This is a genomic window from bacterium, assembly GCA_016702305.1.
Lineage (GTDB): Bacteria > Electryoneota > RPQS01 > RPQS01 > RPQS01 > JABWCQ01.
The window spans coordinates 820,916-846,572 of record JADJEH010000001.1 but is presented as its reverse complement, the minus strand read 5'-3'; the positions used below and the strand labels follow the sequence as shown (position 1 = coordinate 846,572).

At 57.7% G+C, this 25,657-nt stretch carries 24 protein-coding genes and 1 tRNA gene; all 25 read left to right on the top strand.

What is annotated here, in order from left to right:
• The first annotated feature begins 33 nt into the window (after positions 1 to 33).
• The gene (gcvH, locus tag IPH10_03580) at positions 34 to 417 is read left to right on the top strand and encodes a glycine cleavage system protein GcvH (GenBank protein ID MBK6910000.1); all 384 of its coding nucleotides are present in this window, start codon (positions 34 to 36) and stop codon (positions 415 to 417) included.
• A gap of 29 nt (positions 418 to 446) precedes the next feature.
• Entirely contained in the window at positions 447 to 1,802 is a 1,356-nt protein-coding gene (gcvPA, locus tag IPH10_03575) for an aminomethyl-transferring glycine dehydrogenase subunit GcvPA (GenBank protein ID MBK6909999.1), read from the top strand.
• A 17-nt stretch (positions 1,803 to 1,819) separates the two neighbouring features.
• Entirely contained in the window at positions 1,820 to 3,277 is a 1,458-nt protein-coding gene (gene gcvPB, locus IPH10_03570; GenBank protein ID MBK6909998.1) for an aminomethyl-transferring glycine dehydrogenase subunit GcvPB, read from the top strand.
• On the top strand, positions 3,216 to 6,062 hold the full coding sequence (locus IPH10_03565) for a DEAD/DEAH box helicase (protein MBK6909997.1): 2,847 nt from the start codon (positions 3,216 to 3,218) through the stop codon (positions 6,060 to 6,062). The genes gcvPB and IPH10_03565 overlap by 62 nt, the downstream gene beginning before the upstream one ends.
• Before the next feature lie 8 nt (positions 6,063 to 6,070).
• A complete protein-coding gene (locus IPH10_03560; GenBank protein MBK6909996.1) occupies positions 6,071 to 6,478 on the top strand; it encodes a VOC family protein in 408 nt (135 codons plus the stop codon).
• Positions 6,479 to 6,481: 3 nt separating this feature from the next.
• The gene (locus IPH10_03555) at positions 6,482 to 8,320 is read left to right on the top strand and encodes an excinuclease ABC subunit C (GenBank protein MBK6909995.1); all 1,839 of its coding nucleotides are present in this window, start codon (positions 6,482 to 6,484) and stop codon (positions 8,318 to 8,320) included.
• On the top strand, positions 8,317 to 10,539 hold the full coding sequence (gene purL / locus IPH10_03550) for a phosphoribosylformylglycinamidine synthase subunit PurL (protein ID MBK6909994.1): 2,223 nt from the start codon (positions 8,317 to 8,319) through the stop codon (positions 10,537 to 10,539). The genes IPH10_03555 and purL overlap by 4 nt, the downstream gene beginning before the upstream one ends.
• Before the next feature lie 124 nt (positions 10,540 to 10,663).
• Positions 10,664 to 10,738 (top strand) — tRNA-Arg (locus IPH10_03545).
• A complete protein-coding gene (locus IPH10_03540; protein MBK6909993.1) occupies positions 10,711 to 11,079 on the top strand; it encodes a hypothetical protein in 369 nt (122 codons plus the stop codon). The genes IPH10_03545 and IPH10_03540 overlap by 28 nt, the downstream gene beginning before the upstream one ends.
• Positions 11,080 to 11,168: 89 nt before the next feature.
• A complete protein-coding gene (locus IPH10_03535; protein ID MBK6909992.1) occupies positions 11,169 to 12,389 on the top strand; it encodes a pyridoxal phosphate-dependent aminotransferase family protein in 1,221 nt (406 codons plus the stop codon).
• Positions 12,346 to 13,425, top strand: coding sequence for an N-acetyltransferase (locus IPH10_03530; GenBank protein ID MBK6909991.1), 1,080 nt, complete (start codon positions 12,346 to 12,348; stop codon positions 13,423 to 13,425). Before IPH10_03535 ends, IPH10_03530 begins: the two co-directional genes overlap by 44 nt.
• An 8-nt stretch (positions 13,426 to 13,433) precedes the next feature.
• A complete protein-coding gene (locus IPH10_03525) occupies positions 13,434 to 14,981 on the top strand; it encodes a YifB family Mg chelatase-like AAA ATPase (GenBank protein ID MBK6909990.1) in 1,548 nt (515 codons plus the stop codon).
• A 23-nt stretch (positions 14,982 to 15,004) separates the two neighbouring features.
• Positions 15,005 to 16,522, top strand: a complete 1,518-nt coding sequence (locus tag IPH10_03520) for an acyl--CoA ligase (protein MBK6909989.1) — start codon at positions 15,005 to 15,007, stop codon at positions 16,520 to 16,522.
• Positions 16,523 to 16,562: 40 nt separating this feature from the next.
• Positions 16,563 to 17,144 carry a bifunctional nuclease family protein gene (locus IPH10_03515; protein ID MBK6909988.1) on the top strand — a complete coding sequence of 194 codons (582 nt, stop codon included), beginning with the start codon at positions 16,563 to 16,565 and terminating at the stop codon, positions 17,142 to 17,144.
• Positions 17,145 to 17,281: 137 nt separating this feature from the next.
• Entirely contained in the window at positions 17,282 to 17,740 is a 459-nt protein-coding gene (locus IPH10_03510) for a DUF177 domain-containing protein (GenBank protein MBK6909987.1), read from the top strand.
• Positions 17,741 to 17,772: 32 nt separating this feature from the next.
• Positions 17,773 to 17,955, top strand: a complete 183-nt coding sequence (rpmF, locus tag IPH10_03505) for a 50S ribosomal protein L32 (GenBank protein ID MBK6909986.1) — start codon at positions 17,773 to 17,775, stop codon at positions 17,953 to 17,955.
• A gap of 21 nt (positions 17,956 to 17,976) precedes the next feature.
• Positions 17,977 to 19,044, top strand: coding sequence for a phosphate acyltransferase PlsX (gene plsX / locus IPH10_03500; protein MBK6909985.1), 1,068 nt, complete (start codon positions 17,977 to 17,979; stop codon positions 19,042 to 19,044).
• Positions 19,037 to 20,026 carry a ketoacyl-ACP synthase III gene (locus IPH10_03495; GenBank protein MBK6909984.1) on the top strand — a complete coding sequence of 330 codons (990 nt, stop codon included), beginning with the start codon at positions 19,037 to 19,039 and terminating at the stop codon, positions 20,024 to 20,026. Before plsX ends, IPH10_03495 begins: the two co-directional genes overlap by 8 nt.
• 76 nt (positions 20,027 to 20,102) lie before the next feature.
• The gene (gene fabD / locus IPH10_03490; GenBank protein MBK6909983.1) at positions 20,103 to 20,987 is read left to right on the top strand and encodes an ACP S-malonyltransferase; all 885 of its coding nucleotides are present in this window, start codon (positions 20,103 to 20,105) and stop codon (positions 20,985 to 20,987) included.
• Positions 20,984 to 21,733 (top strand): 3-oxoacyl-[acyl-carrier-protein] reductase, encoded by a 750-nt coding sequence (gene fabG / locus IPH10_03485; protein MBK6909982.1) that lies wholly within the window; start codon positions 20,984 to 20,986, stop codon positions 21,731 to 21,733. Before fabD ends, fabG begins: the two co-directional genes overlap by 4 nt.
• A 45-nt stretch (positions 21,734 to 21,778) precedes the next feature.
• Positions 21,779 to 22,024: an acyl carrier protein gene (locus IPH10_03480; GenBank protein MBK6909981.1), complete on the top strand. Its 246-nt coding sequence runs from the start codon at positions 21,779 to 21,781 to the stop codon at positions 22,022 to 22,024.
• 14 nt (positions 22,025 to 22,038) lie between these two features.
• Positions 22,039 to 23,301 (top strand): beta-ketoacyl-ACP synthase II, encoded by a 1,263-nt coding sequence (gene fabF, locus IPH10_03475; protein ID MBK6909980.1) that lies wholly within the window; start codon positions 22,039 to 22,041, stop codon positions 23,299 to 23,301.
• Positions 23,302 to 23,309: 8 nt separating this feature from the next.
• Entirely contained in the window at positions 23,310 to 24,095 is a 786-nt protein-coding gene (gene rnc / locus IPH10_03470; protein MBK6909979.1) for a ribonuclease III, read from the top strand.
• Positions 24,096 to 24,282: 187 nt separating this feature from the next.
• Positions 24,283 to 24,657, top strand: coding sequence for an NUDIX domain-containing protein (locus IPH10_03465; protein ID MBK6909978.1), 375 nt, complete (start codon positions 24,283 to 24,285; stop codon positions 24,655 to 24,657).
• Positions 24,650 to 25,657: a redoxin domain-containing protein gene (locus IPH10_03460; GenBank protein MBK6909977.1), complete on the top strand. Its 1,008-nt coding sequence runs from the start codon at positions 24,650 to 24,652 to the stop codon at positions 25,655 to 25,657. The genes IPH10_03465 and IPH10_03460 overlap by 8 nt, the downstream gene beginning before the upstream one ends.

The following is a 25,657-nucleotide window of genomic DNA, read 5'->3' as shown; positions in this document are numbered from 1 at the left end:
CATAACTGAAATCATCCTAAAGGACGTCTTGCAATGCATATCCCGGATGGATATCTTTACACCAAGGAACATGAATGGGTGAAACTCGACGGCGGCGTCGCTGCGGTCGGGATCACTGAATTCGCCCAAGGTGAATTGGGCGACGTAGTATTCGTACAATTGCCCGAGGTTGGTACAAAAACGCTACAGGGCGACAGCTTCGGCACGATCGAAGCGGTCAAGGCCGTGGCGGATCTGTATTCGCCGATCACCGGTGAAGTCGTAGAAGTGAATACGGCGCTGGCTGACGCGCCCGAAGTGATCAATCGTGAGCCGTATACGGGCGGCTGGATCGTCAAAATCCGCCCATCTAAGTTTGATTCCGAAGCCGCCAATCTTCTGACGCCGGCGGCGTACAAAGACCTAACCAGCGCGTAGTCTGAACAGGACCCACACGCACTCAACGAATGCGCTATATTCCGAACACCCCCGATGATCGCAGTGCGATGCTGCGCGACATCGGGGTCTCGTCTTTAGAAGAATTGCTTGAGCCGATCCCGGCCGAGCTGCGGCTGAATCGTCCGCTCGCCATCGCCGACGGAAAATCAGAGTGGGACGTCCGCCGCGAAGTGATGGAGTTGGCCGCGCTGAATCAGTCGGCCATGAATCGCGCGTGCTTCATGGGCGCAGGTTCCTACGATCACTATGTCCCCGCCGCTGTGGATGCTTTGGGCATGCGCAGCGAATATGTGACGGCCTACACACCGTACCAGCCGGAAGTCGCGCAGGGTACGCTGCAGGTCATCTACGAGTTCCAATCCATGGTCTGCGAGCTTTATGCGATGCCCGCGGCCAATGCCAGCCTCTACGATTGCGGCACGGCGCTGTCGGAGGCCATCAGTATGGCCCGCGCCCATACCAAGCGCACGCGCGTCGTCTGGAGCGAAGCGGTGAATCCGGCTTATCGCCGGGTGGCTGAGACGAACAATGTCGCGCTCGGGATCAAGTTTGACTGCGCACGTTGTCCGGACGGCTCGCAGTCACACGAAGCCTTATCCATGCTCTTGGGCGACGACGTAGCCGCCTTGGTCGTGCAATACCCGAATTTCTTCGGAGTTGTTGACGACGTACGGAAATTGGTCGCCCGCGCGCACAGCAACGGCACGTTGGTCATCTTCGTCACGGATCCAATGGCCATGGGCGTTTTGACGCCGCCCGGGAAGCTCGGCGCGGACATCGTCGTGGGTGAGGGTCAGCCGCTCGGCAACTACATGTCATTCGGCGGACCGTACCTGGGTCTGTTTGCCGCGTCCAATGAGTTGATTCGATTGATGCCCGGTCGCATCGTTGGTGTGACGAAGGACGTTGATGGGCGTCGCGGTTATGTGTTGACACTTCAAACACGTGAGCAGCACATTCGGCGCGACAAGGCAACATCGAATATCTGCACGAATCAGGGCCTGCTTGCGGCTCGCGCGACATTTTACATGTCTATGATGGGCCCGACGGGCCTGCGCGAGATTGGCGAAGCATCTGCACGTCGAACGATGTACATGATGGATAAGCTGCGCAGTGTGGCGGGCTTCAGCCTCCCGCACCGCGGTCCGCACTTCAGGGAGTTCTTAATGACAGTTCCCGGTAGTGCTGAGGAGTTTGTAATCTACATGGCCGCTCGCGGAATACTGGCCGGCGTACCGTTGACCCGCATGGGTCTGTCGGACGACCGTGGCATCCTGGTCGCGTTGACCGAGAAGCGTTCCGTCGCGGAGATTGATGCATACGTCGAGCATGCGGCGACGTGGCTGCAAGGAGGTGCCAAGTGAGCCGTGACGTTCGCGCTCTGCAGAGCGAAACCCAGCTCATCTTCGAGCAAAGCAAGTCCGGTCGTACGGGCCTGCAGGTACCCGCCACACCGGAGAATCTGCCGAGATACACGCCACCGGCTGGTCTCGCCCGCGAGTCCGCTCCGCGACTCCCGGAAGTAAGCGAGAACATCGTGGTGCGCCACTATACGAATCTCTCGACCCGCAACCATCACATTGATCGCGATTTCTATCCGCTTGGGTCGTGTACGATGAAGTACAACCCGAAGATCAATGACGAGATGTCCGCCTTGCCGGGTTTCGCCGGGCTGAACCCGTGGCAGTCGCCCCGCAGCGCTCAGGGTGCGCTGCAATTGATGTGGGAGCTGTCGCAGTCGCTGATTGAAGTGACCGGCATGGATGCGATCACGTTGCAGCCTGCGGCCGGAGCTCAAGGCGAGTTCACTGCGCTGTTGATGTTCCGCGCCTACCACTTGAAGAATGGCAATGTGCGTAAGCGAATTGTCATTCCTGACAGCGCGCACGGCACCAATCCAGCCTCAATCGTCCTCTCCGGTTATGGCGTCACTCAACTTCCGTCGGATGAGAACGGTCTCATGGACATCGAGGCGTTGAAGCGGACGTTGGATGAGGACGTTGCGGGATTGATGATCACGAATCCGAACACACTCGGCCTCTTCGAAACGAAAATTGCCAAGATCATAGACCTCGTTCACGACGCGGGCGGACTGGTCTACATGGACGGCGCGAATCTCAACGCCTTATTGGGCATTGCCCGACCGGGCGACATGGGCTTTGATGCGTGTCACATGAACCTGCACAAAACCTTTTCGACGCCGCACGGCGGCGGCGGTCCGGGCAGCGGTCCCGTCGCGATTAAGGACAAGCTCTCGAAATTCTTGCCTTTGCCCGTGCTGGCCAAGAAGGGAGACCAGGCACTGTGGGATTGGGATCGACCCGATTCTATTGGCTCGGTACACACGTTCTACGGGAACTTCGGAATGCTCGTCCGAGCGTTAACTTATATTAAGAGTCTCGGCGGCAATGGGTTGCGAGCGATTAGTGACAATGCAATTATTAACGCGAACTACCTGCGCAAGAAGCTGTCTCCGAACTATCTGATCCACATGGACCGTCCGTGCATGCATGAAGCGGTCTTCTCGGGAAACAACCAGAAGGCCAAAGGCGTGCGTACAACGGACATCGCGAAGCGCCTGCTCGACTTCGGGATTCACCCGCCAACCGTCTACTTCCCGCTAATCGTTCCTGAGTGCCTGATGATCGAACCCACGGAATCTGAAAGCAAAGAGACGTTAGACGAGTTCATTGACGTCATGCTGCGCATAGACCGCGAGGCCGGCGAGACTCCGGAACTGCTCAAGAACGCGCCATATACAACCCCTGTCCGCAGACTTGACGAAGCCGGTGCCGCGCGCAACCTCAATATCCGCTTCTTCAGCGACGACCAGTCCTGAGCAGCGGCCCGCGGCGTGGTTGACCGAGCTGGGCCTCGGTTGCTTCGTTGCCGTGGACGTTGAGACGACCGGCATTTCTCCGGGCGACGATGAGATCATTGAAGTAGGTGCGGTTAAGTTTGAAAATGGCGTCGTGGTTGACACGTTTCAGACGCTGCTCGACCCGGGCCGCAAACTCCCGCCCTTCATCATCTCACTGACCGGCATTACCGATCGTGACGTGGCCGGACAGCCAAAATTCTCCGACATACGCGGCGAGTTGCTCGAGTTCATCGGCAACTCGCCCGTCGTCGGACAGAACATCTCCTTTGACGTCAGTTTTCTCGTCGCCTCCGGAGGTACGGATTTTCGCTTTCCGCGCAACACACTACTTGACACCGCGGAGCTTGCCCGGATTTTTTGGGCGGAGCTTCCGCGGTTTTCGCTAAGTAGCTTGTGTTCGGCCTTTGCCGTTACTCTGCACTCCGCCCACAGGGCGTCGGATGATGCGCAGGCGACAGGCGAGATACTCGTTGAAATGATCCGATTCTTGCCGGATCGGGTCTGGGGTGATTTGGCCGCAGAGATTGCTGCCATCGCGGGGAACGGCCACCATCGCTCGGAACAGTTCTTTGACCGCTTGCGCTCACTTGCGTTAGACATAGCACCACCGCAGACGGCTGAAGCTGAGACGGAACCGGACAATTTGGCGGAACTCTCGATTGCGGAACTTGATGACAACGGTCTGTTCAGTCACAACCTGCCGCATTTCACTCCGCGCGAACAACAGGTACAGATGGCGACGGCCGTCGCAAACGCCTTCGTCAATGAGGAAGTGTTGCTCCTTGAAGCTCCGACGGGAACAGGCAAGTCATTGGGCTATTTGGTCCCCGCGTTGGAATGGGCACTGGCCGGCGACGAAGACAGCAATAGACAGGTGGTTGTCTCATCCCACACGCGCTCGCTCCAGGAGCAACTTCTTACAAAAGAGATTGTGGACATTGCCCGGTCCACGCAGCGCCGCGTACCGGCGGCAGTCTTGAAAGGCCGTGACAACTACCTGTGCAAGCGTAGATTGCGGGCCGCGCTGCGCGACGTGGATGGCCGCCTGAGTGACGGCGACCGCCACAAACTTCTGCCGCTGCTGCGCTGGTCACACTTGACCACTCGCGGCGACATCGGCGAAATCGGTGGATTTCGACCGGAGTACGAGCCTCTTGTTTGGTCCATGGTCTGCTCGGATGCCGCTGCATGTTCGGGAGCCGGATGCGGCGCGAACCGCGGCGACTACTATCGGCAGGCGCTGGATGACGCGAAGAAAGCGCGCTTGCTGCTCGTGAATCATGCGTTGCTGGCGACCGACTTTACGCGTTTTCTGGGCGGCGAGGGCACTGAGCGTCGCTTGGTTGTGGACGAAGCGCATCAGTTTGAGCGCGCCATCGTCGCGGCATATTCGTTGAGTTTCAGCCCCGTCGCCGTGCGAAACGTTCTTTCGCGATTGTCTGATGAGCGCTCTTCGCGCGGATTGTTGACCAAGCTCGCGAAAGAATCACGCGACGACGAAGTCAGCACGGAACTTGTAGCGCTGGACATTCTGGTTAAGGCCCTTTATCGCAAGTCTCGCCTGGCCTTTCAGCATGCGGCGGAGGGACTTGGTCAGCAGTTGAACGAGGATACGCGCAAACGCCTTCGCGCGGCCACCCCCACGCAAGAGCACCTCGCGAACGCGTTTGCCGACCTGATATCGGATTTTGAAGAGTTGAGCGAGCGTCTCGACGGAGTGCTGCGGGCATTGTTTGCCGACGATGAAACGCGCCGTGATGTGAAGGAGCGCATGCTTGAGCTGCGCTCGGTGGCCGCATCGTTGAACGAACTGTTGGATACGGGCCGCATGACCATGGCGGCCACGCATGCGAATTATGTATACTGGTATGAAGGCGCAGGGAATCGCGGCGCGGGCGGCGTGTCGCTATCCGCCGCACCGATATCAGTCGCCGCAATTCTGCAGAACGCTCTCTGGACGCAGACGCACGGCGCCGTGCTGACCTCGGCGACGCTGACCCACGAAGGACAATTTGCCGTCCTTGAAAAGACGCTGGGAATTCAGCAGGGTGATACGGTGCGTGTTTCTCGTGCGGTGCTTGATTCGCCGTTCACGCTGTCCAAACAGATGCGCTGCTACTGTCCGAGCTTCCTGCCCGACGCGAAGCAGACGGACGCGCATCACGATCAGGTCGCGGCGATTCTCGCGCGCATTCTATCGGATGTGCCGAGGAATACTTTGGTTTTGTGTACGTCCCACGCCAGCGCGGATGGGCTGATCAAGCGATTGACGCCTGTAGCTCGCAAGCACAATCGTGTGCTCCTGCAACAGCGCAGCGGCCGGGACACTCACGAAATCGTTAAGGCCTTTCGTGAATCGTCGGGCGGCATGCTGATTGGGTCCTCGGCGCTGTGGGAGGGGATTGATTTGGTCGGCGACGCGCTGCAAATAGTAGTCGTAGTAAAACTGCCCTTTGACGTGCCCACGGACCCATGGCAAGAGGCGCGCGGAGAATTAGCGACCGAGCGCGGTGACGATCCGTTCTATGGTATCAGCGTGCCGGCCTGCGCAATTCGTCTGCGGCAAGGGCTTGGTAGATTGATCCGTCATCCCGAGGATCGAGGTGTCGCAATTCTCGCCGATACACGGCTGCTGAATACTCGCTACGGGAAAGTGCTGCAACGGGCTCTTCCCGTGCCGCTTGAACCACGCGCCGACTTGGACACATTGATAGACAGCCTTGACAATTTCTTTCAGAATTAATAACGACTATGCAAGGATTAGATCATATCGCCGTCGCCGTTCCTGACATGGAACAGGCTATCGCCGACTGGCAGCGTTTGACGGGCGCGAAGCTGACGCACCGCGAGCATGTGGCCTCACAGCATACTCATGTCGCGTTTCTGCAGATTGGTGATTTTAGAATTGAACTTCTGGCCGGAGACAGTCCTGACGCCAACGTGAGCAAATTTGTAGAGAAGCGGGGACCAGGTTTGCACCACTTGGCGATCAAATCGCTGGATGGACAGCAGACATTGACTGAATTGGCGCAGGCAGGCGCAAAACTGATCAACGAGACGCTGCGCCCCGGTGCTGAAAACACGCTGGTCGGATTTGTGCATCCGTCGTCATTCGGCGGTGTATTGGTTGAAGTCGTCGAGCATCCCAAGCACGGATAGCAGATGACGCCGGATCTGCAGGAGAAGTTGGACAATCTGCCCAAGGATCCTGGCGTATACATCTTTCGCGACGCCCGCGCCAAAGTCATTTACATCGGCAAGGCGAAGGTTCTGCGCAACCGCGTGCGGCAGTACTTTCAAAAGACTTCCGACGGGCGGCCGCAGTTTGAGATTCTGGTTTCCAAGATCGCGGATGTCGAGGTCATCACGACCAAAACAGAGTACGAGGCGCTGATACTCGAGAGTAATCTCGTTCGCGAGCACAAGCCGCGTTACAACGTCATGCTCAAAGACGACAAGTCGCAGCCGTACCTGCGCATCGTCAATGAGCCGTTTCCGCGGATCTTTTTAACACGGCGGCCCGAGCAGGATGGCTCGCGCCACTTCGGTCCATACGGCGACTTGCGCTATTTGAAAGGACTTCTGCATGTGCTGCGCGGCATGCTGCAGATTCGCACTTGCAACTTGCCGCTGACAGAAGAATCTGTGGCCCGCGGAAAATTTAAGGCGTGTCTCGAGTTTCATCTGGGGCGATGCAATGCACCCTGCATCGGCAACGAGTCGCCGGATGCATACATGCAGCGTGTACGCGACTTCTCGGCTGTGATGAAAGGGAGCGGCGGTGACATCATCGCCCGTCTCCGCGCCGACATGGACGAAGCCTCCGAGGATTTGCGCTTTGAACGGGCTGCCCAGTTGCGCGATTGGCTCGCCTCCATGGAGAACCTGACCCGGCGGCAGACGATCATCTCTCCCGAGCCGATCAATCGTGACATCATTGGTCTGGCCATTCAGGATGAAGATGGCTGTCTCGTCGTCATGCAAGTACGCGACGGCCGCATGCTGGGCCGAGTTCACTATCCGGTGCGGCTGCCCAAAGACACCCCATTGCCCGACGTGCTTGCCCAGGCCTTGCAGATTTACTACGCCCAATCGGCCGTGCCCGATGAACTGGTCCTGCCGTGCGAGCCGAGCGATGCCGAGCCTTTCTATGAATGGCTGCGCTCACAGGCCGATGCCCGAGTGGACGTGCGCATTCCGGCCCGCGGCGAGCGAGTGCAAATGGTGGACCTTGCGCAGCGCAACGCCGATCTCCAATTGCAGGAGCTCCTGCGGTCGCAGACCAAGCGTGAACGGATTCCGGCCAGTTTGACAGAGTTGAAGCTGCGGCTCGGATTGCATGATCCGCCGCGCGAAATCGTCGCGTTCGATATCTCGACCTTGATGGGCGATCATCAGGTGGCGGGTATGGTGGTTTTCAAGAATGGTCGCCCGGCGCGTTCGGAGTTTCGCCGTTTCAAAATCAAAACGGTTGAAGGTCCTGACGATTTTGCGTCGATGCGCGAAGTCGTGAGTCGGCGGTTTTCCCGTTTGCAGAGAGAGAAACAGCCTATGCCGGACCTGATTCTCATTGACGGTGGCAAAGGCCAACTCTCGAATGCCGTTGAGGCACTGCGCGCCCTCGGGATCGATAACGTACCGATCATCGGTTTGGCCAAGAAGCTCGAAGAGATCTATCGGCCCGGCGACAATGAGCCTTTCAATTTGCCCAAGACGTCGTCCGCGCTCAAGTTGCTGCAGCAGGTGCGCGATGAAGTGCACCGCTACGCCATAACGTATCACCGTCTTGTGCGGCAAAAAGAGTCTATGGCGTCCGAATTGCAGGACATCCCCGGCATCGGCGCGGCGCGGCGGAAGTTATTGCTGATGCACTTCCGCACCATGCAGCGTTTGGCCGACGCGACGCGCGACGAGTTGACGGCCATTAAGGGGATCAGCCCGCAACTGGCTGACAAAGTGCTCGAGTTTTTTCACGAACGAAAATCACGAACGGTAGTATGACGATTGCCTATCCGCCCGTAACTTTGGACACCGCACTGGCGCACGGCCTGACGGCCGACGAGTACGAGCATATTCAACGAATTTTGAATCGCGTGCCGACGTTTGTCGAGCTGGGAATATTCTCCGCGATGTGGTCCGAGCATTGTTCGTATAAGAACTCGATTCGCGAACTCAAGCGCCTCCCGCGCACGGGCAAGCGTGTACTGGTGGAAGCGGGTGAAGAGAATGCGGGGCTGATTGACATTGGCGACGGCATGGCCGTCTGTTTCAAAATTGAGAGCCACAATCATCCATCGGCGATCGAGCCGTTTCAGGGCGCGGCGACGGGTGTAGGCGGCATTCTGCGCGACATTTTCTCGATGGGCGCGCGCCCTATCGCGGCCTTGAACTCATTGCGATTCGGCGATCCCTCTCATCCGCGCACCGCGCAATTGCTCGACGGAGTCGTGCGTGGAATCAGCCACTATGGGAATTGTTTCGGCGTTCCGACGGTCGCGGGCGAGGTCTATTTTGATGCATCCTACAACGAGAATCCTCTGGTCAACGCGATGGCAGTCGGAGTCGTTGAAGTGAATAAGATCATTACGGGCGCGGCCAAAGGCGTTGGGAATCCCGTGTTCGTTGTAGGTTCCGCGACTGGACGCGACGGCATCCACGGCGCATCGTTTGCTTCAGAAGACCTGTCCGAGTCCTCGAAGGAGAAGCGCCCGTCGGTGCAGATCGGCGACCCCTTCAAGGAAAAGCTCCTGCTCGAAGCAACGCTTGAATTGGCCGGAACGGATGCGTTAGTTGGTGTGCAGGACATGGGCGCCGCAGGAATTTGCTGTTCCTGCAGCGAGACGCCGGCGCGTGGGAACACCGGCATAGTGCTCGACGTGAACAAGGTGTCGCGCCGCGAAAAAGGCATGAACGCCTACGAAATCTGCCTATCAGAGTCGCAGGAACGGATGTTGGTCGTGCTGGAACGCGGCAAAGAGCATCATGCGCATGAAATATTCGGGAAATGGGACCTGCACGCCGATCTGGTGGGTTACGTAACTGACGACCTCGATTTTACAATTATCGAAGACGGTGTGGAGGTCGGGCGTATTCCCGCGGCATCACTCGTGTTAGGCGGCGGCGCCCCGCAGAACGTGCGCGAGCATGAGCGTCCTGAGTCGCTGGACCCGCTTTTGTCGTTTGATCCAACGCATCTGCCCGATCCGTCGGATTGGAACGACGCACTCGTGGCCTTGCTTGGTGCACCGAACATTTGCAGTCGCAGAATGGTCTTTGAGCAGTACGATCATACTATTGGAGCATCCACGGCGCAGGGTGGCGGGCGCACCGACGCCGGTGTGGTGCGGGTACCAGGCACGAACAAGGGTCTGGCACTGTCCGTGGACTGCAACTCTCGTTATGTCTCGGTGGACCCGCGGCGCGGAACCGCTCTCGCAGTATTCGAAGGTGCCCGGAATGTCGCGTGTACGGGTGCGGTTCCCGTTGGCATTACCAACTGCTTGAATTTCGCCAATCCGATGAAGCCGCAGAATTACTTCTTCTTCCACGAAGCCATCACCGGGATGTCTGACGCCTGCACGGCCCTGGATATCCCTGTCACCGGCGGTAATGTGTCCTTTTACAATGAGTCTCCCGCTGGCCCGGTCCGCCCGACTCCTGTGATCGGCATGGTTGGCGTGATTGACGATGTTAGCAAGCATGTCGGGATTTCATTTCGCAGCGAAGGGGATTTCATCGCACTGTTAGGCGAAATCGGACCTGACTTGGGCTGCAGTGAATATCTGGCCACAATGCACGGCGTCACGGCAGGAGCCCCTCCGCGCCTTGATATTGAAAACCATGTCAAACTGATACGCCTTCTGCCCGAGCTCGCGCGGCAACGAGTGATCGCTTCGGCCCACGACATTTCGGAAGGCGGGCTGGCGGTGACAGTTGCCGAGTCATGCATGGCCGGGAACATTGGCTGTTTGTTGACGTTTCCATGGAAACAGCGGGTCGTGGACACCCTGTTCGCCGAGACGGCCGGATGCGTTGTCGTAAGTGTCGAGCATGACAACTGGCCTAAGCTCAAGGAGCTTTGCCAGTTGATGGAAGTGCCTCTGCAGATGCTCGGCAGGGTAGGAGGGGAGCTGATTGTCATCAACGATTGGATCACCTTGCCTCTCAGTCTGGCCAGCGAAATCTACGATCATTCGCTCAGCACCCGGCTGGGTCGGTAGTCTCGCTGATCAGCAGAAACTCATTAGAAATAGCACATTAGTATCCCGCACCCCGTATTGCATATTGGGTCTAATCTGATTATATTATCGGGTTAAAGCGGGTCGCACCCGCCCGATCGTCTTTACCCCCGTAGCTCAGTGGATAGAGCACCGGCCTCCGGAGCCGGGAGCATGGGTTCGAGTCCCGTCGGGGGTGCCACAATGCCGATTATGCCAGAGGAAGCACCTACCCCACCGCCTGCCGAGCAGTACGAAGTCAGCGAGGACGAGAAGCTCCTTGCTGTGCTGGCGTACGTCCCGGTCGTCTGTTTTGTGCCGTTCTTCAAGCGCGAAGAATCCGCATTTGTGGCGGGCCATGTCCGCTTGGGGATGGCGCTGTTTTTCATTGAAATCCTGGCGCTTTTGCTGCGTTTCCGGTTCATCTGGGATTTCGTGCTGTTTTTCTGCGTCGTTTTGGCGGTGCTCGGTATATTGAACGTCTTTAAGGGGCGTGGTTTCTTTGTTCCTTTTCTGTCCGACATGTTCAGTCGCAAATATTGAGTCGTTGAGTTATAACTTTTGTCAGCCGTTGGAGTAGTGGTTTGAGAATTTCCGAGAAAGTAGCCCAGTTCAAAACCGCACGTGAAGTGATGGCGGCGGGAATATATCCCTACTTCCGCGCGATTGAAACGGACCAGGATGCCGTTGTCAAAATTGACGGCCGCGATATTCTCATGCTCGGTTCAAATAACTACCTGGGCCTGACCAATCATCCGAAAGTAAAGGAAGCGGCGCAGCAGGCAGTGCGCGATTTCGGCGCGGGTTGCGCGGGTTCCCGATTCCTCAACGGGACGCTGAGTATTCACCGTGAATGCGAAGAACGACTCGCGGAATTCTTGCGCAAGCCCTCGGTGCTGCTGTTCACGACAGGCTACCAGGCCAACCTTGGAGCAATCGCGACGCTGGTGACGCGGAATACGTGGTTGATCGCGGACGCCCTTTCGCACGCTTCAATCATTGACGCGACACGGCTATCCTTTGGCAGAATCGCCAAGTTCCGGCATAACGACATGGCCGATCTTGAGCGACTGTTGCGGGTTCACCAGGGCAAGGATGTTATCGTAATCACGGAAGGCGTATTCTCGATGGAGGGCGATACCTGTGATCTGCCTGCTGTCGTGAAGTTGTGCCAGAAGTACAACGTTGATTTGATTCTTGACGACGCCCACGGCGTCGGCGTATATGGCCCCCACGGCGACGGCACAGCCGGGCATTTCGGACTGACCGACGAGACCGACGTGATCGTGGGCACCTTCTCGAAGTCGCTGGCCGCCATTGGCGGTTTTGTGGCCGCTTCGGAAGATATCATTCACTTCCTGAAACACCATGCGCGCGCCTTGATCTTCTCGGCGAGTCCGCCGCCGGCGACAGTCGGCGCGGTCTTGGCAGCACTGAAGATCATTGATGAAGAACCTGAGCGCCGTGTTCAGTTGTGGAGCAACGCAAACTACTTGCGCAACGGACTCAGGAATCTGGGTCTCGATACGGGTCATAGCAACACGCCGATCATACCGGTTGTGGTTGGTGACGCGGTGAATTCGTTCAAGGTCTGCAAGATGATGCAGGATGAGGGTATCTTCATCAATCCGGTTGTGCCGCCTGCGGTGCAGCCCGGCCAGAGCCTGATTCGCTTCTCGGTCATGTCCACGCATACTCATGCGCAGCTCGATTTCGCGCTGGACAAGATCGCCAAGATATCCAAGATCATTCCATTCCGCGCGGAGGCCACTCATTCCGATTCGCATAGTTCCGGTTCAGGATCCGGTGATGCTGACCCGCTTTCTCAAGTTTCCCTGGCAAGTACAGGGTAGCGATCCGCACTGGGTGCCGCCACTACTTTTCGATCAGCGGAACCTGTTCTCCCCCAAACATCCTTTTCATCAACACGCGGTTGTCAAGAGCTTTTTGGCCGTTGATGACCGCGATTGTGTAACAGGGCGTATCTGTGCGATCGTCAATCGCGCGCACAACGAGTTTTGGAAGGACCGTGTCGGTTTCTTCGGCTTCTTTGAATGTGTTCGCGACCAGGAAGTGGCGCATGCGTTGATCGAGGCCGCTGCCTCGTTCCTGCGGGACCAGGGCATGGATGTGATGCGTGGCCCGATGAACTTCTCGACGAATGAAGAGTGCGGTCTGCTCGTGGACGGCTTTGACACACCGCCCGCCGTGATGATGACGCACAATCCGCCGTACTACGCGGATCTGATTCAGGCGGAGGGTTTTGCCAAAGAAAAGGACCTGCTCGCCTACGAAATGCACGAAGGTGAGCTGTCCGAGCGCGTGCGGACAATCGGTCGCAAGTTGGAAGAACGGTTGGCGATTCGCTTCCGGACCTTCAATGCCAAGGATTTTCGCGGCGAAGTGGAGCGGTTCAAACTCGTCTACAATTCCGCCTGGGAAGAGAACTGGGGTTTTGTGCCCATGACCGACGCCGAGATTGATGTGATGGCTGCGGGCCTGAAGACGGTTCTCGACGCGCGTCTGATTCAATTCGCGGAGACGGACGACGGTCGCACCGTCGGGTTCATTCTTGGACTGCCGGACCTGAATGTGATATTCAAGAAGCTCAACGGCAAGCTCTTTCCGTTCGGCATCATCAGGCTCTTGCTGAATAAGCACAAGACGGGCCGCGCGCGCATTTTGGCCATGGGCGTTCTGCCGGAGTTCCGCAAGAAGGGCATTGACACCGTGCTGTACTTGCGCGCCTACGAAGCCGGCACATCGGTCGGCTATGGCTGGGGCGAGTTTTCGTGGGTGCTGGAAGATAACGAGATGATGAACAGCGCCGCGCAATCCATGGGTTCCAAACCCTATAAGCGGTGGCGCATATATGACCGAAAGTTGTAGCTAATTCCATGTTCTCCGAGGTGATCACAGCGGCGTTACTGGGGGTGGATGCATATCGCGTCCGCTCGGAGTGTCATCTCGAAAACGCCTCCGAACGCTCCACAGTAGTCGTCGGTCTGCCTGACAATGCCGTGAAAGAAGCGCGGGAACGCATCGCCGCGGCGATTAAGAACTCCGGCTACGCGATGCCATTGCGCAAGGTCACCCTAAACCTTGCCCCGGCTAATATTCGCAAAGAGGGCAGCAGTTTCGACCTGCCGATGGCGCTGGGCATCTTGGCCGCATCCGGGCAACTGGTCCCCGATGCGTTGCGGGATGTCGCGGTAGTTGGCGAATTAGCGCTCGACGGCCATGTCCGTCCCGTGCGCGGGGTTCTGCCTGTGGCGCATGCCATGGCTCGCGAGGGCGTAGCGCGGATGATTGTGCCCGACGGCAACGCCCGCGAAGCCGCGCTGATTCCCGACGTGTCTGTCTATCCGGTTGGCACGTTGCGTGACGCCGTGGACTTTCTCAATGGCCAGTTGCCGATTGCGCGCTTCACAGTAGACCACCAACAATTGTTTGATGAGTCGCGCGAGCCCGTCGGTGACTTTTCAGACGTGCGCGGGCAGGCTTCGGTCAAACGCGCGCTCGAGATTGCAGCGGCCGGTGCGCACAACGTCTTGATGATCGGCCCGCCGGGTTCTGGGAAAACGATGTTGGCCAAGCGTCTGCCCGGGATTCTCCCGGAATTCAGTCTGGACGAAGCGCTCGAAACGACTCGCGTCCATTCGGTCGCGGGCCTGCTCCGGGATGGCCAGGCCATCGTAGCCAATCGGCCATTCCGTTCGCCGCATCATACGGTTTCCGATGCCGGGTTGATCGGCGGCGGCATGATTCCGCGACCGGGCGAAGTTTCACTCGCGCATCATGGCGTGCTGTTCTTAGACGAACTCCCCGAGTTCCACAAGAACGTACTGGAAGTTATGCGGCAGCCGCTCGAGGACGGTGTCGTCACGCTGTCCCGCGCGGCAATTACGCTCTCGTACCCCGCGCAGTTCATGCTCGTCGCGGCCATGAATCCCTGTCCTTGCGGTTTTGCAACAGACGCGGATCGTGAGTGTAAATGCACGCCCGAGCAGATTCGCCGCTACGTATCGCGCATTTCCGGACCGCTTCTGGATCGCATTGATCTTCACGTTGAGGTCCCGCGCGTCACGTGGAATGAGTTGTCGGCGCCTGCCGCGCAAGATGACACGAAGCATATTCGCAGTCGCGTGGAACTCGCCCGCCGCAAACAGCGCGAACGCTACGAGAAATACCGCTCGAATCTCTACGCCAACGCGCAAATGAACAATAAAGAGATCGAGCAGTTCGCGCCGATTGACAGCCACAGCCTGGAGCTGCTGCGACAGGTTGTCGAGAGCATGGGCCTCTCCGCGCGCGCCTATCATCGTATTCGAAAGGTCGCTCGCACCATCGCGGATCTGGGCGGCTGCGAAGAAATCGAACTGCACCACGTCACGGAGGCCGTGCAGTACCGCTCATTAGACCGCTTAGGTGAATTGGTCACATGACCAGCGGACCCGGACAGACATTTATGGCGGCACGTTGGGTGGACGAGCTCCTCAGTCCGCGTTCAGACCGCCCGCTGCTGGTCTATCAGGGCAAGAAGGTCAGCGCTTCTGCCATGGCCGAAGAGGTTTCCGCCGTCCGTGCAAATCTCGCTTCGTCTGGGGTCATGGCGGATGGAATTGTGGCCGTTGCCTGTGAACGCACGCCAGGTTGTGTTGCGGTCATACTCGCCTGTTTGGCGGAAGGCGTCGCCCCATTCCTCGTTGACCCTCGGCAGGATTTTGATCTGCTTTGCAAATTGATGGATGCCCTGCGCGTCCAAGGCGTCTTCGGAGGTTCAGCCCTTGACTCCTCGGCAGTGCGGTCACGCCTACCGTACCTCAAGTGGAGTGGAGAAACTGGTCCGGCAAGCACCGTCAGGCGGTCTACTGCGACCGACGCGACGACCGAGGGCGGTTTCTTGCTGCACAGCGCTGGCACCTGCGCTCTGCCGAGAGTTTATCACCATAGCGGCGCGGCGATTGGTTGGCAAGCTCAATCGCTGATCCAAGCGTTGCGCCTGAAGTCTGGCGCGGAGCTCTGGTTCACGGGTAACCTGGCACAGTCACCGGCGTTCGCGCTTGGGCTGTGCGCCGTACTATCGGCAGGTGGTATGTTGGTGATTGATGATCCTGCCGAGTTCCTGCCGAAAGTCACTCGAAAGCTCGACTCGCAACGTATCTTGTTGCTGTGTCAAGCTTCTGATCGCCAAGCCTGGAACGCTGAGAAGCTGCTGGGAGTGAAAGCAAAAATATCCGCGGTGATGGTCACTGATTTCGATCTGTCGGAAGAGTACGCGCAGATGCTGGCGAATGCCACGGATGCCGCAGTATGGTGCGGCTACAGCGCGACGGAAGCGGCGGGCTTCTTGACTGTCAATTCAGTGCCGGGCGTTTGGCCGGCGGAATCGGTCGGAAGACCTATCGGCGGCGCTGAGCTGTTGGTCCACGACTTGGAAGATCAGCGGGCATCGGCTGACAGGTTGGGCCGCATATTATATAATGGCGCGCCATCGCCCGTTCGGGTCGTCTCGCTGACCTTTCAGGCGAAGGGTGAACCTGTGCGGACGGTACAAGCGACGGGGGACTGGGGGCGAATCGACGCCAATGACTTCATTTATCTGGCTGGATGTGACCGCTCGGTTTTTTCGCGCGGCGGTTTTCTCGTAGAAGCCAAGGCAGTTGAAGACGGCCTGCGCGGACTGGACGGGATTGCCGAGGCGTTTGTGTATGGCGTTCCGACGGATGAAGTTGAACATGAAGTCAATGCTGCGATCTTACCGCGCGCCGGCTCGATTGACCTCAATCAAGTGGCGGCACACTTGACCGACAAACTGCCCCGCTTCATGCACCCGGAGCGTGCGGCCATAGTGCCCGCCCTGCCGTACACTCCCACCGGCAAACTCAAGCGCATCCCCGGCACCTCTGCGCCCAAGAACACTCCGAAGAATGCGGAGCCGGAAGGGCGGAACCCGGCCGCTGAGCAGCAGGCGGCTGCCGAGTAATCGGCGCATTACAGGATTCGACCGTCGAAAAGGAAAGAACATGGTTTTGGTAGAAGTCATTGGAATTTCGGTCTGCCCGCCTTATCAAGGCTATGTGGTGATCTTGAAGGAGAAGGACGGCGAACGCTGGCTTCCGATCTTTATTGGCGCTGCGGAAGCACAGAGCATTTCGCTTCTGTTGCAGGGACTGGAGTACGCGCGCCCGATGACCTACGACCTCTTCGCGGCGATCTTGCTGGAGAGCGGCATTGAGGTCCGCGGCACGACCATATGCGACTTGCGTGACAATACTTTTTACGCTGAAGTCGAGATGAAGATCGCCAATGGCGAGATTCGACGCATTGATGCGCGCCCGTCGGATGCCATCGCGCTTGCGCTGAAAACGAAGTCCGCGATCTCTGTATCGAAGAAGGTCATGGATGGAGCGGCAGTCAGTAACGAACCGGTCAATCGCTCCATCGTTGAACAGATTGCCTACCTGCATCAGAAGCTCAAGGAGTGCGTGGAAATGGAAGCCTATGAAGAGGCGGCCAAAATCCGCGACCATATACATTCTTTGGAAACCAGGTTGACGGACCCCGAGACCGATGACGCTCCCGGGTCGCCTGAAGAACCAAAGTGATCCCCTCCGCCGCGGTCGGATTCTAAGTTTATTAGGATATTACGCTTAGATTCAGGATATTGGACTCTTTTGTAGCGGTTTTGTGGCTTGATATTCACCCAAAGTCTTGTTATCTTTATTACTTCAGTTCTCCTGCCGTGAAGATACATTTGCCCAGCTATCCCAACGGGATTCACGAGATCATTGAAGACCTGAAGCCCTCGGAACTGGACCTGAGTCCCGCCGAGTTTCCTGAGCCGATTCATGTCAAGGCCCGGCTGGATCGGCATGATCCGTATTTTGATTTGCGGATTAAGCTGGCCACGACAGCCATTGCGGACTGCGATCGCTGCCTCAGCGAGACAACGATCTCGATTGAGACTGAGAATCCGCTGCTTTTTGTCATGGGTCAGCCCCCGGGTGGCGAGCCCGTTGACGACGATGACATCACGTACGTCCGGCAAGGCACGGTCGAACTCGACCTGTCTTCAGACGTGCGCGACTTCTTAATCCTGGCCTTCACAGGCCGCCATCTGTGCAGCGAAGACTGCCTGGGTCTATGCGTGAATTGCGGCGCCAATCTCAACGACGGCCCGTGTAATTGCCCGACGAATTAGTTTTTCATTAACCATAGAAACGGAAACCTAACATGCCAGTACCGAAACGACGCGTCGGCAAGTCACGCCGTGACCGCCGCCGTGCCAACTTCAACCTGAGCGGCCCGGCGTTGGCGACGTGCTCGAATTGCAAGGCCACGATTGCGCCCCACCGTGTCTGCCCGTCCTGCGGCTACTACAATGGCCGTTTTGTCCTTCCCGTTAAGAACAGCTAACCGCAACTACTCTTGTCGTCCATGGTCATAGCCCTGGATGCAATGGGGGGCGATCACGCCCCGCGCGTGCCCGTCGAGGCTGCTTGTCTGGCGACAGATGAATTGCCCGATGTCAAGGTCACACTGTTTGGCCCAGAAGCCGCGTTGCGCACGGAACTTGGCCGTCTAAACCGCACCACGGACGACGGCCGTTTGCGCGTTGTCCATGCTCCCGAAGTCATCGAGATGACCGACTCGCCGGGTAAAGTCGTGCGCTCGAAGCCCCACAGCTCGCTGCTGATGGCGATTGATGCACACCAATCCGGTGAAGCTGCGGCCATTGTGTCCGCCGGCCATACCGGCGTGCAAATGGCGGCCAGCTATCTGAAGCTTGGTTTGATCAAAGGTGTTCGCCGTCCGACCATTGGCGGGCTCTTCCCGCAGGGTGGAGGCCGCTTTTCCATTCTGCTGGATGTCGGCGCGAATACCGATTGCAAACCGATTAACCTGCTGCAGTTTGCGATTATGGGCGCGACATACATGGAATTGCTCATGGGCATGGAAGCGCCGCGCATTGCGTTATTGTCCATTGGTGAAGAGAAGACCAAGGGGAATGAACTGGTGCTGGCCACGCACTATTTGCTTGAGCAGAGCGGTCTGAATTTCATTGGGAACATTGAAGGGCGCGACATTTTTCAGAACAAGGCCGACGTCGTCGTCTGCGACGGTTTCGTGGGCAACGTCGTCTTGAAACTGAGTGAGTCAATTTTTCACACGTTTATGGCCCGCATGGCTGGTTCCAACGGATCGAATCCGCCGTCGCAAGCGTTAGCGCAGCTTGCCCGCGAGTATGACTACTCCGAAATTGGTGGGGTTCCGTTGCTGGGCGTGAACGGTGTCTCAATTATCTGTCATGGCGGATCTCCGGTTAAGGCGATCAAGAACGCGATTCGCGAAGCGCGTAATATGGTTCAGCGCAACTTGCCCGGAGCACTAAGCGGCGGCGTGGAGCATTTCGACGCCGGCATGCTCGCCCGCGGGATGGCGCGTTACAAAGGCCGAACCGAGAAGCGCGACGAGCTTGAAGTAGAGGATAATGACGATGAGTAAGGGCGTCAAGCCTGTTTCGCGGATAGCCGGATTGGGAATCGGAATTCCGGATGGCGTGTTGACGAACGCCGATTTGGAACGCATGGTGGACACGTCCGACGAGTGGATCACAACGCGCACGGGAATCCGCGAACGACGTATCAAGAAGCCGGAAGAGAAGACCTCGGACTTCTGCATTCGTGCCGCTCGGGAAGCGCTTGAGGATGCGCAAATGGAAGCCGGCGAACTCGATGCGATCATCATCGGCACGATCTCTGGCGACATGCGTTTTCCGGCAACCTCGGTCTTTGTTCAGGAAGCCATCGGCGCCAAGAAAGCGGCGGCGTGGGACGTCAGTGCGACGTGCAGCGGCTTTGTTTTCTCGATGTATAACGCAGACACTTTGATCGCCGCCAAGCGGGCCAAGAATGTTCTGGTTATCGGCACCGAGATGCTCACGCCAATGATCAATTGGGATGACCGTTCAACCTGCGTTCTGTTTGGTGACGCGGCCGGCGCGGCTGTCGTTACTGAAACGACGGATGATCGCGGCATTATGTCGGCGATAATCGGTTCAAACGGCGCACATACTGAACTACTCTATTCTGTCGGCCATGGAACGGCGGCCAAAGCTGATGGTAAGCCCAATACGAATGCATTCATGTACATGAATGGCAACGAGGTGTTCAAACATGCCGTGCGGATGTTGGAACGGACGGCCGCCGAATCGGTGAAAAAGGCGGGGCTGGAACCGGCCGACATTGATTGGTTGATTCCGCATCAGGCCAACCTGCGCATCATTCAAGCGACGGCCGAGCGCATGGGATTGCCGATGGAACAGGTGTTCCTGAACATTCACAAATACGGCAACACTTCTTCGGCGTCGGTCCCCCTGGCGATGTACGAAGCGCGCAAGGAAGGCAAGCTCAAGGACGGGCAGGTTATGCTTTCGGTCGTCTTCGGCGGTGGTTTCACGTGGGGCGGCATGGTGGTACGGTTTTGAATCACAACGGAACTGGATTTTGAGCGGACATAAGACTGCATTTCTGTGCGCCGGACAGGGTTCGCAAACTGTTGGCATGGCCCGTGACCTGTTCGATCGTTATGATCACGTCAAGCGGCGCTTTGCGCTGGCCAACGAGATCCTCGGGTTCGATCTGGCGAAGATTTGTTTCGATGGACCGGAAGACGAACTGCGCCAAACGCGCGTGACACAACCCGCACTCTATGTGCATTCCGTCATCGTCGCCGAACTTCTCGCCGAGCATAATATTACTCCGCAGATTGCTGCGGGCCACAGCTTAGGCGAGTATTCCGCATTGGCATCGGCGGGCGCGTTTAGCTTTGAGACGGGACTGGAATTGGTCAAGGTGCGCGCCGCCGCGATGCAATCGGCCGGCGAGGAGCGCCCGGGCACGATGGCCGCCATCGTCGGACTTGACAACGCCAAGGTCGAAGAGATTTGTCAAGGCCTAGCCTCAATCGGCATCGTGGTCCCGGCCAATTACAATTCGCCGGGCCAGTTGGTAATATCCGGCGAAGTCCCCGCCGTGGAGAAGGCTATGGAGCTCTGCAAGGCAGCCGGTGCCAAACTGGTGCGCAAACTGGTCGTCTCGGGAGCGTTTCATTCACCGCTGATGGCATCCGCCGCCGATAAGTTGGACGACGCCTTGAAGCGGGCCGCGATCAACACTCCGCTTGTGCCGGTTACCTCAAACGTTAGCGGGCTCGCGCACTCCGATGCGGCCGGCATTCGCGTCAAACTGTCTGAACAGCTTCTATCGCCCGTCCGTTGGACCGAAGGACTGCTCGCCATGCAAGAACACGCGCCGACGCGCTGGCTGGAGCTGGGTCCGGGCAACGTTTTGAGTGGATTGCTGAAGCGGACCGTCAACGGCGCGGTTGGACAAACAGTGGGCACCGCAGGAGAATTAGACGCACTTCGGACGGGGGCAACCGCGTGAGTAAACCACTAAGTGGCAAAGTCGCCTGGATAACGGGAGCGGCACGTGGCATTGGTAAGTCCATTGCACGCCGACTCGCAACAGATGGCGCGGATTTGGCTCTAACGGATGTGTTAGCCCCTGATCTTGAACAAACCGCTCGGGAACTTGCCGCTGAGTGCGGCGTGCGAGTGATACAGCAAGTGCTCGACGTTACGGATCGCGACGGCGCCACGGCGTTTGTACAACGGGCCGTGGACGAACTTGGCGGACTGACCATCCTCGTCAACAACGCCGGCATCACGCGCGACGGATTGTTAATGCGCATGTCGCTGGCCGACTGGGAGAAAGTCCTGACCGTCAACTTGACCGGTGCATTTGTCTGTACGCAAGCGGCCACGAAGCCGATGATGAAGGCGCGCTACGGCAAGATTATCAACATGGCATCCGTCGTCGGTGTGATGGGCAATGCAGGCCAGGCGAACTACTCCGCGTCGAAAGCCGGCCTGATTGGCTTCACCAAGTCCGTGGCGAAAGAGCTTGCGGGCCGTGGCATACGCGCCAACGCCGTCGCACCGGGCTTCATTGAGACCGAAATGACGCACGGCCTGACTGACGAAACGCGCTCCGCGTACATGTCTGTCATTCCGTTAAAGTACCTTGGAAAACCCGAAGATATCGCGCAAGTCTGCGCATTCCTCGCATCCGCCGATTCCGACTATGTAACCGGTCAGGTTCTGGTCGTGGATGGCGGCATGCATATGTAGCAAAATGAACAAACCGTTCGATTCTTTCAACCGGAGGCCTTGAACATGTCCGAAATGGAAAGCAAGATCAAGAAGATTATCGCCGATCGCCTGCAGGTGGATTTGGCCAGCGTGACCGACAACGCCAGCTTCGTCGAGGACCTCGGCGCGGACTCCCTCGATCTCGTCGAACTGGTCATGGCATTCGAAGAAGAATTCGGCCTTGAGATTCCGGATCAGGATGCTGAGACGATGAAGTCCGTCGGCGACGCGTTGAGCTACCTGAAGAGCAAGTCCTCGGCGAACGCCTAAACCTCCCTCTAACTATGGCAAGACAGCGAGTTGTCGTCACCGGTTTAGGCGTTGTCACACCGGTCGGCAACGACGTAGCGAGTTTCTGGGACGCGATCACGCACGGTCGTTCCGGCGCCGCTCCGATCACGCTATTTGATCCGGCGGAGTTCGTCACGAAATTCGCCTGCGAGGTCAAAGGCTTTGCAATCGGTGACCTCATGGATCCCAAAGAGGCTCGCCGTTTCCAGCGATTCACGCAATTCGGTATTTCGGCGGCGCATCAGGCGTTAACGGATGCCGGACTTATCGGCGCGGATTCGCCTGTGGACAAGACGCGCATCGGCGTGATTATCGGCTCAGGCATCGGCGGAATTGATCTGTTTGAAGAACAGGTCAAAGTCTACCTCGAACGCGGGCCAAAGCGCATCAGCCCGTTCTTCGTGCCGATGATGATTTCGGACATCGTCTCGGGTCAGATCTCGATTCAATACGGTCTGGGCGGACCGAACTTCGCGGTCATCTCAGCTTGCGCCACGGCCGGCCACTCGATTCATATCGCTACACGATTGATTCAGGCCGGCGAGGCCGATGTGATACTGGCAGGCGGTACAGAAGCCGCAATCACGCATCTTGGCGTGGGCGGCTTCAACGCCATGAAGGCACTGTCCACGCGCAACGATGCTCCCGAAAAGGCCAGCCGTCCGTTTGACTCGGACCGCGACGGTTTCGTGATCGGAGAAGGTTCTGGCGTGCTGGTTCTGGAGAGCTTCGAATCCGCGGTGAATCGTGGTGCCACCATTCACGCCGAGATTCTCGGCGCCGGTGCGAGTGGCGATGCCTTCCACATTACGGCTCCTCACGTAGACGGCGACGGCGCCCGTCGGGCCATGGAAGCCGCGCTCAAGGACTCGGGAATTCATCGCGAGTCCATCGTTTACATCAATGCACACGGCACATCAACCGATGTCGGTGACCCTACCGAAATCCGCGCAATTCGCTCGGTTTTTGGCGCGCAAGCCGAAAAACTCGCCGTGTCTTCCACGAAATCCATGACCGGCCACACGCTCGGCGCGGCAGGAGCGATTGAGGCGATTGCCACAATCCTGGCCACGAAGAACGACCTGATTCCGCCGACAATCAATGTTGAGAATCAGGACCCGGCCTGTGATTTGTTTGTTACACCCAACGTCGCCGTCACCCGTCCGGTGCCGGTGGCCATGTCCAACGCCTTCGGCTTTGGCGGGCATAATTCTTCTCTGATCGTTGCCAAACCGGAGTTCCGCAAAGAAGGGTAAGCATTGGCATGAGTTGGCTGCGCGACATGCTGTTCAGAAGACAGGGGGACATCCCCGCCGACATCTGGCAGCGGTTGCGGAAGCTCGAAGACCGCATTGCCTACCGCTTCAAGGATCCGTTGCTTCTGGTGGCCGCATTGCGCCATCGGAGCATCTTGACAAAAGAGAACTTGGGTCGCCACGAATCCAATGAACGTCTCGAGTTTCTTGGCGACGCGGTGCTCGATTTTGTGATTGCTGAGTACTTTTATCATCTGTTTCCCGGGATGGTTGAAGGTCAGCTGACAAAATTACGGTCGGTCATCGTTTCAGGTACGTCGTTAGTGGGCGCGGCCAAACGACTCGGCTTGGGTGCGTCGCTAATCGTCAGCGACAACGAAGAACGCGCCGGAGGCCGCGATCGCGCCTCTATTCTTGAAGACGCGTTCGAAGCGCTAATCGGCGCGCTGTATCTTGACGGCGGCGTCAAGGCTGCTGCCGCATTCATCGAGACGCACTTGCTTGACAACTGGCGTGAAATTGTGACCAAGGATGAGTACATCAACTATAAGAGTCTCGTCCTGGAGCACGCCCAGGCCAATTCGTGGGACAGTCCGATCTACCGGCTTGTTGAAGAGTCGGGACCGGATCACTCGAAGCGCTTTGTTGTTGAGATTATTCTTAATGGTGTCTCCTACGGCAGAGGAGAAGGGACGTCCAAGAAAACAGCTGAACAGAAGGCTGCATCGGAAGCGGCAGGACGCTTAGGTTTGCTGGGTTCCGATGAACTGAACTTGGATTCTGCTTCCGACTGATATGACTACCCACGATGACGGCGGAGACATGTCGGATGAAATTCGTTATTGTACGCGGTGCGGCGGGCGACTGGTTCTACGCCACATTGAAGGACGTTCGCGGCCTAATTGCCTGGCGTGCGGCCATGTTGTTTACTTAAATCCACTACCCGCTGTCGCGGCCGTTCTGCTTCGGAGTGGCCGCGTTTTGCTTATCAAACGGGGCGTCGAACCTCGTGCCGGCTTGTGGGCCTTGCCCTCCGGCTTCATCGAGCAAGGCGAAACGCCGGAATCAGCAATAGTCCGTGAGGTCTTTGAAGAGACCGGATCACACTGTATGCCGGGCCGCTTGATTTCTGCGGCCACGCATGACGATCACGTGTTCGGCCACGTCTTGGTTCTGGCCTATTGCGCTGTACCTGTTGGGTCTGGTTTGGCCGCCGGTGACGACGCGCTGGACGCACAGTGGTTTGAAACTTCGGCGTTGCCGCCGATGGCTTTTGCCAGTCATATTGAGATCATCCGCACAGCTGAGTTAACGTCCGAATCTGAACTCGATTCTGATCTGGAGCGAAATGGTTAACCGCATATTATTCCTGACGGGCCTGCTCTTGACAACGGCCCTGCTTTTCAACGCGTGCGAAATTAGTGAGACGCGCACAAATCAGGGCACGATCTTCGTGTCCGCGCAGGATACATCCGGCGCTGCCTTAGACGGAGCGCGCATCTGGCTTGACGGCATTCAGACGTCCTCATTTACGCCGGATACATTGCGTCAGGTACCCGTTGGCCTGCACTCGGTTCTAATTTCCAAGCCGGGCTTCCTACCCGCGTCGGTAGACGTGACGGTCAGCGACGACGACTTGGCGCTTGCCGCGTTAGTCGCGGAAGACGCGCCGTTCGCCGCTATTGAGATGGTGGATGCACCCGAGGGAACAACGATATTAATAGACAACAGCCAGTACGCGGTCACGCCGCCGAACCTTGTGGACATCGGCATTGGCAATTGGCTGGCATCTGCGTATTTACCGGGGTATGCGACCACCGCTCCAGCGCGTTGGACGTTGACCTTGGCGCCTCGCGATACGGCGCGTTTGCCGGTTGATTTCACTGCTCTCGCTGCGGGACCGAATCCTGGCGCCCTCGCACCCGTCTTTGAGCTTCCCAGCGACCTCGACAGCGCGATCTTCCGGCTCCAGGACTATCGTGGTAAGATCGTCCTTGTGTCCTTCTTTTTCTACACATGCGTGCCTTGTCTGTCAGAGTTTCCGCACATTCAAGAAGTTTATGCCGATCCGCAGTATGCGGGCTGGCTGGAGTTCTTTGGCCTCGACGCCATTGATCCATGGTCGCTTTTCAGACTGTATCGCAGTGTCAATTCCTCGCTTGGCCTAACATTTCCGTTGCTGCACGACCGATCCCAGCAGACCCGCACGACTCTTTACGAGGTCGCCAGTTGCCCTACAAACATTCTGATTGATCCGACGGGCACGATCCGTTACCGATTCCAGAGCGTCAGTGAAGGTGAATTGCGCAGCGCGATTGAATCCCTTATCGCCGAGTTCGAACAGCCCTCAAATTAA

What these genes read in the sequence shown, in the direction of transcription:
- IPH10_03530 (MBK6909991.1), top strand. Translation starts at nt 12,346, where the DNA reads ATGCTGACCCGCTTTCTCAAGTTTCCCTGGCAAGTACAGGGTAGCGAT.
- purL (MBK6909994.1), top strand. Translation starts at nt 8,317, where the DNA reads ATGACGATTGCCTATCCGCCCGTAACTTTGGACACCGCACTGGCGCAC.
- IPH10_03515 (MBK6909988.1), top strand. Translation starts at nt 16,563, where the DNA reads ATGGTTTTGGTAGAAGTCATTGGAATTTCGGTCTGCCCGCCTTATCAA.
- IPH10_03460 (MBK6909977.1), top strand. Translation starts at nt 24,650, where the DNA reads ATGGTTAACCGCATATTATTCCTGACGGGCCTGCTCTTGACAACGGCC.
- fabF (MBK6909980.1), top strand. Translation starts at nt 22,039, where the DNA reads ATGGCAAGACAGCGAGTTGTCGTCACCGGTTTAGGCGTTGTCACACCG.
- IPH10_03520 (MBK6909989.1), top strand. Translation starts at nt 15,005, where the DNA reads ATGGCGGCACGTTGGGTGGACGAGCTCCTCAGTCCGCGTTCAGACCGC.
- IPH10_03495 (MBK6909984.1), top strand. Translation starts at nt 19,037, where the DNA reads ATGAGTAAGGGCGTCAAGCCTGTTTCGCGGATAGCCGGATTGGGAATC.
- IPH10_03555 (MBK6909995.1), top strand. Translation starts at nt 6,482, where the DNA reads ATGACGCCGGATCTGCAGGAGAAGTTGGACAATCTGCCCAAGGATCCT.
- IPH10_03535 (MBK6909992.1), top strand. Translation starts at nt 11,169, where the DNA reads ATGGCGGCGGGAATATATCCCTACTTCCGCGCGATTGAAACGGACCAG.
- gcvPA (MBK6909999.1), top strand. Translation starts at nt 447, where the DNA reads ATGCGCTATATTCCGAACACCCCCGATGATCGCAGTGCGATGCTGCGC.
- IPH10_03525 (MBK6909990.1), top strand. Translation starts at nt 13,434, where the DNA reads ATGTTCTCCGAGGTGATCACAGCGGCGTTACTGGGGGTGGATGCATAT.
- fabD (MBK6909983.1), top strand. Translation starts at nt 20,103, where the DNA reads ATGGCCCGTGACCTGTTCGATCGTTATGATCACGTCAAGCGGCGCTTT.
- rnc (MBK6909979.1), top strand. Translation starts at nt 23,310, where the DNA reads ATGAGTTGGCTGCGCGACATGCTGTTCAGAAGACAGGGGGACATCCCC.
- IPH10_03560 (MBK6909996.1), top strand. Translation starts at nt 6,071, where the DNA reads ATGCAAGGATTAGATCATATCGCCGTCGCCGTTCCTGACATGGAACAG.
- gcvH (MBK6910000.1), top strand. Translation starts at nt 34, where the DNA reads ATGCATATCCCGGATGGATATCTTTACACCAAGGAACATGAATGGGTG.
- IPH10_03480 (MBK6909981.1), top strand. Translation starts at nt 21,779, where the DNA reads ATGTCCGAAATGGAAAGCAAGATCAAGAAGATTATCGCCGATCGCCTG.
- plsX (MBK6909985.1), top strand. Translation starts at nt 17,977, where the DNA reads ATGGTCATAGCCCTGGATGCAATGGGGGGCGATCACGCCCCGCGCGTG.
- rpmF (MBK6909986.1), top strand. Translation starts at nt 17,773, where the DNA reads ATGCCAGTACCGAAACGACGCGTCGGCAAGTCACGCCGTGACCGCCGC.
- IPH10_03540 (MBK6909993.1), top strand. Translation starts at nt 10,711, where the DNA reads ATGGGTTCGAGTCCCGTCGGGGGTGCCACAATGCCGATTATGCCAGAG.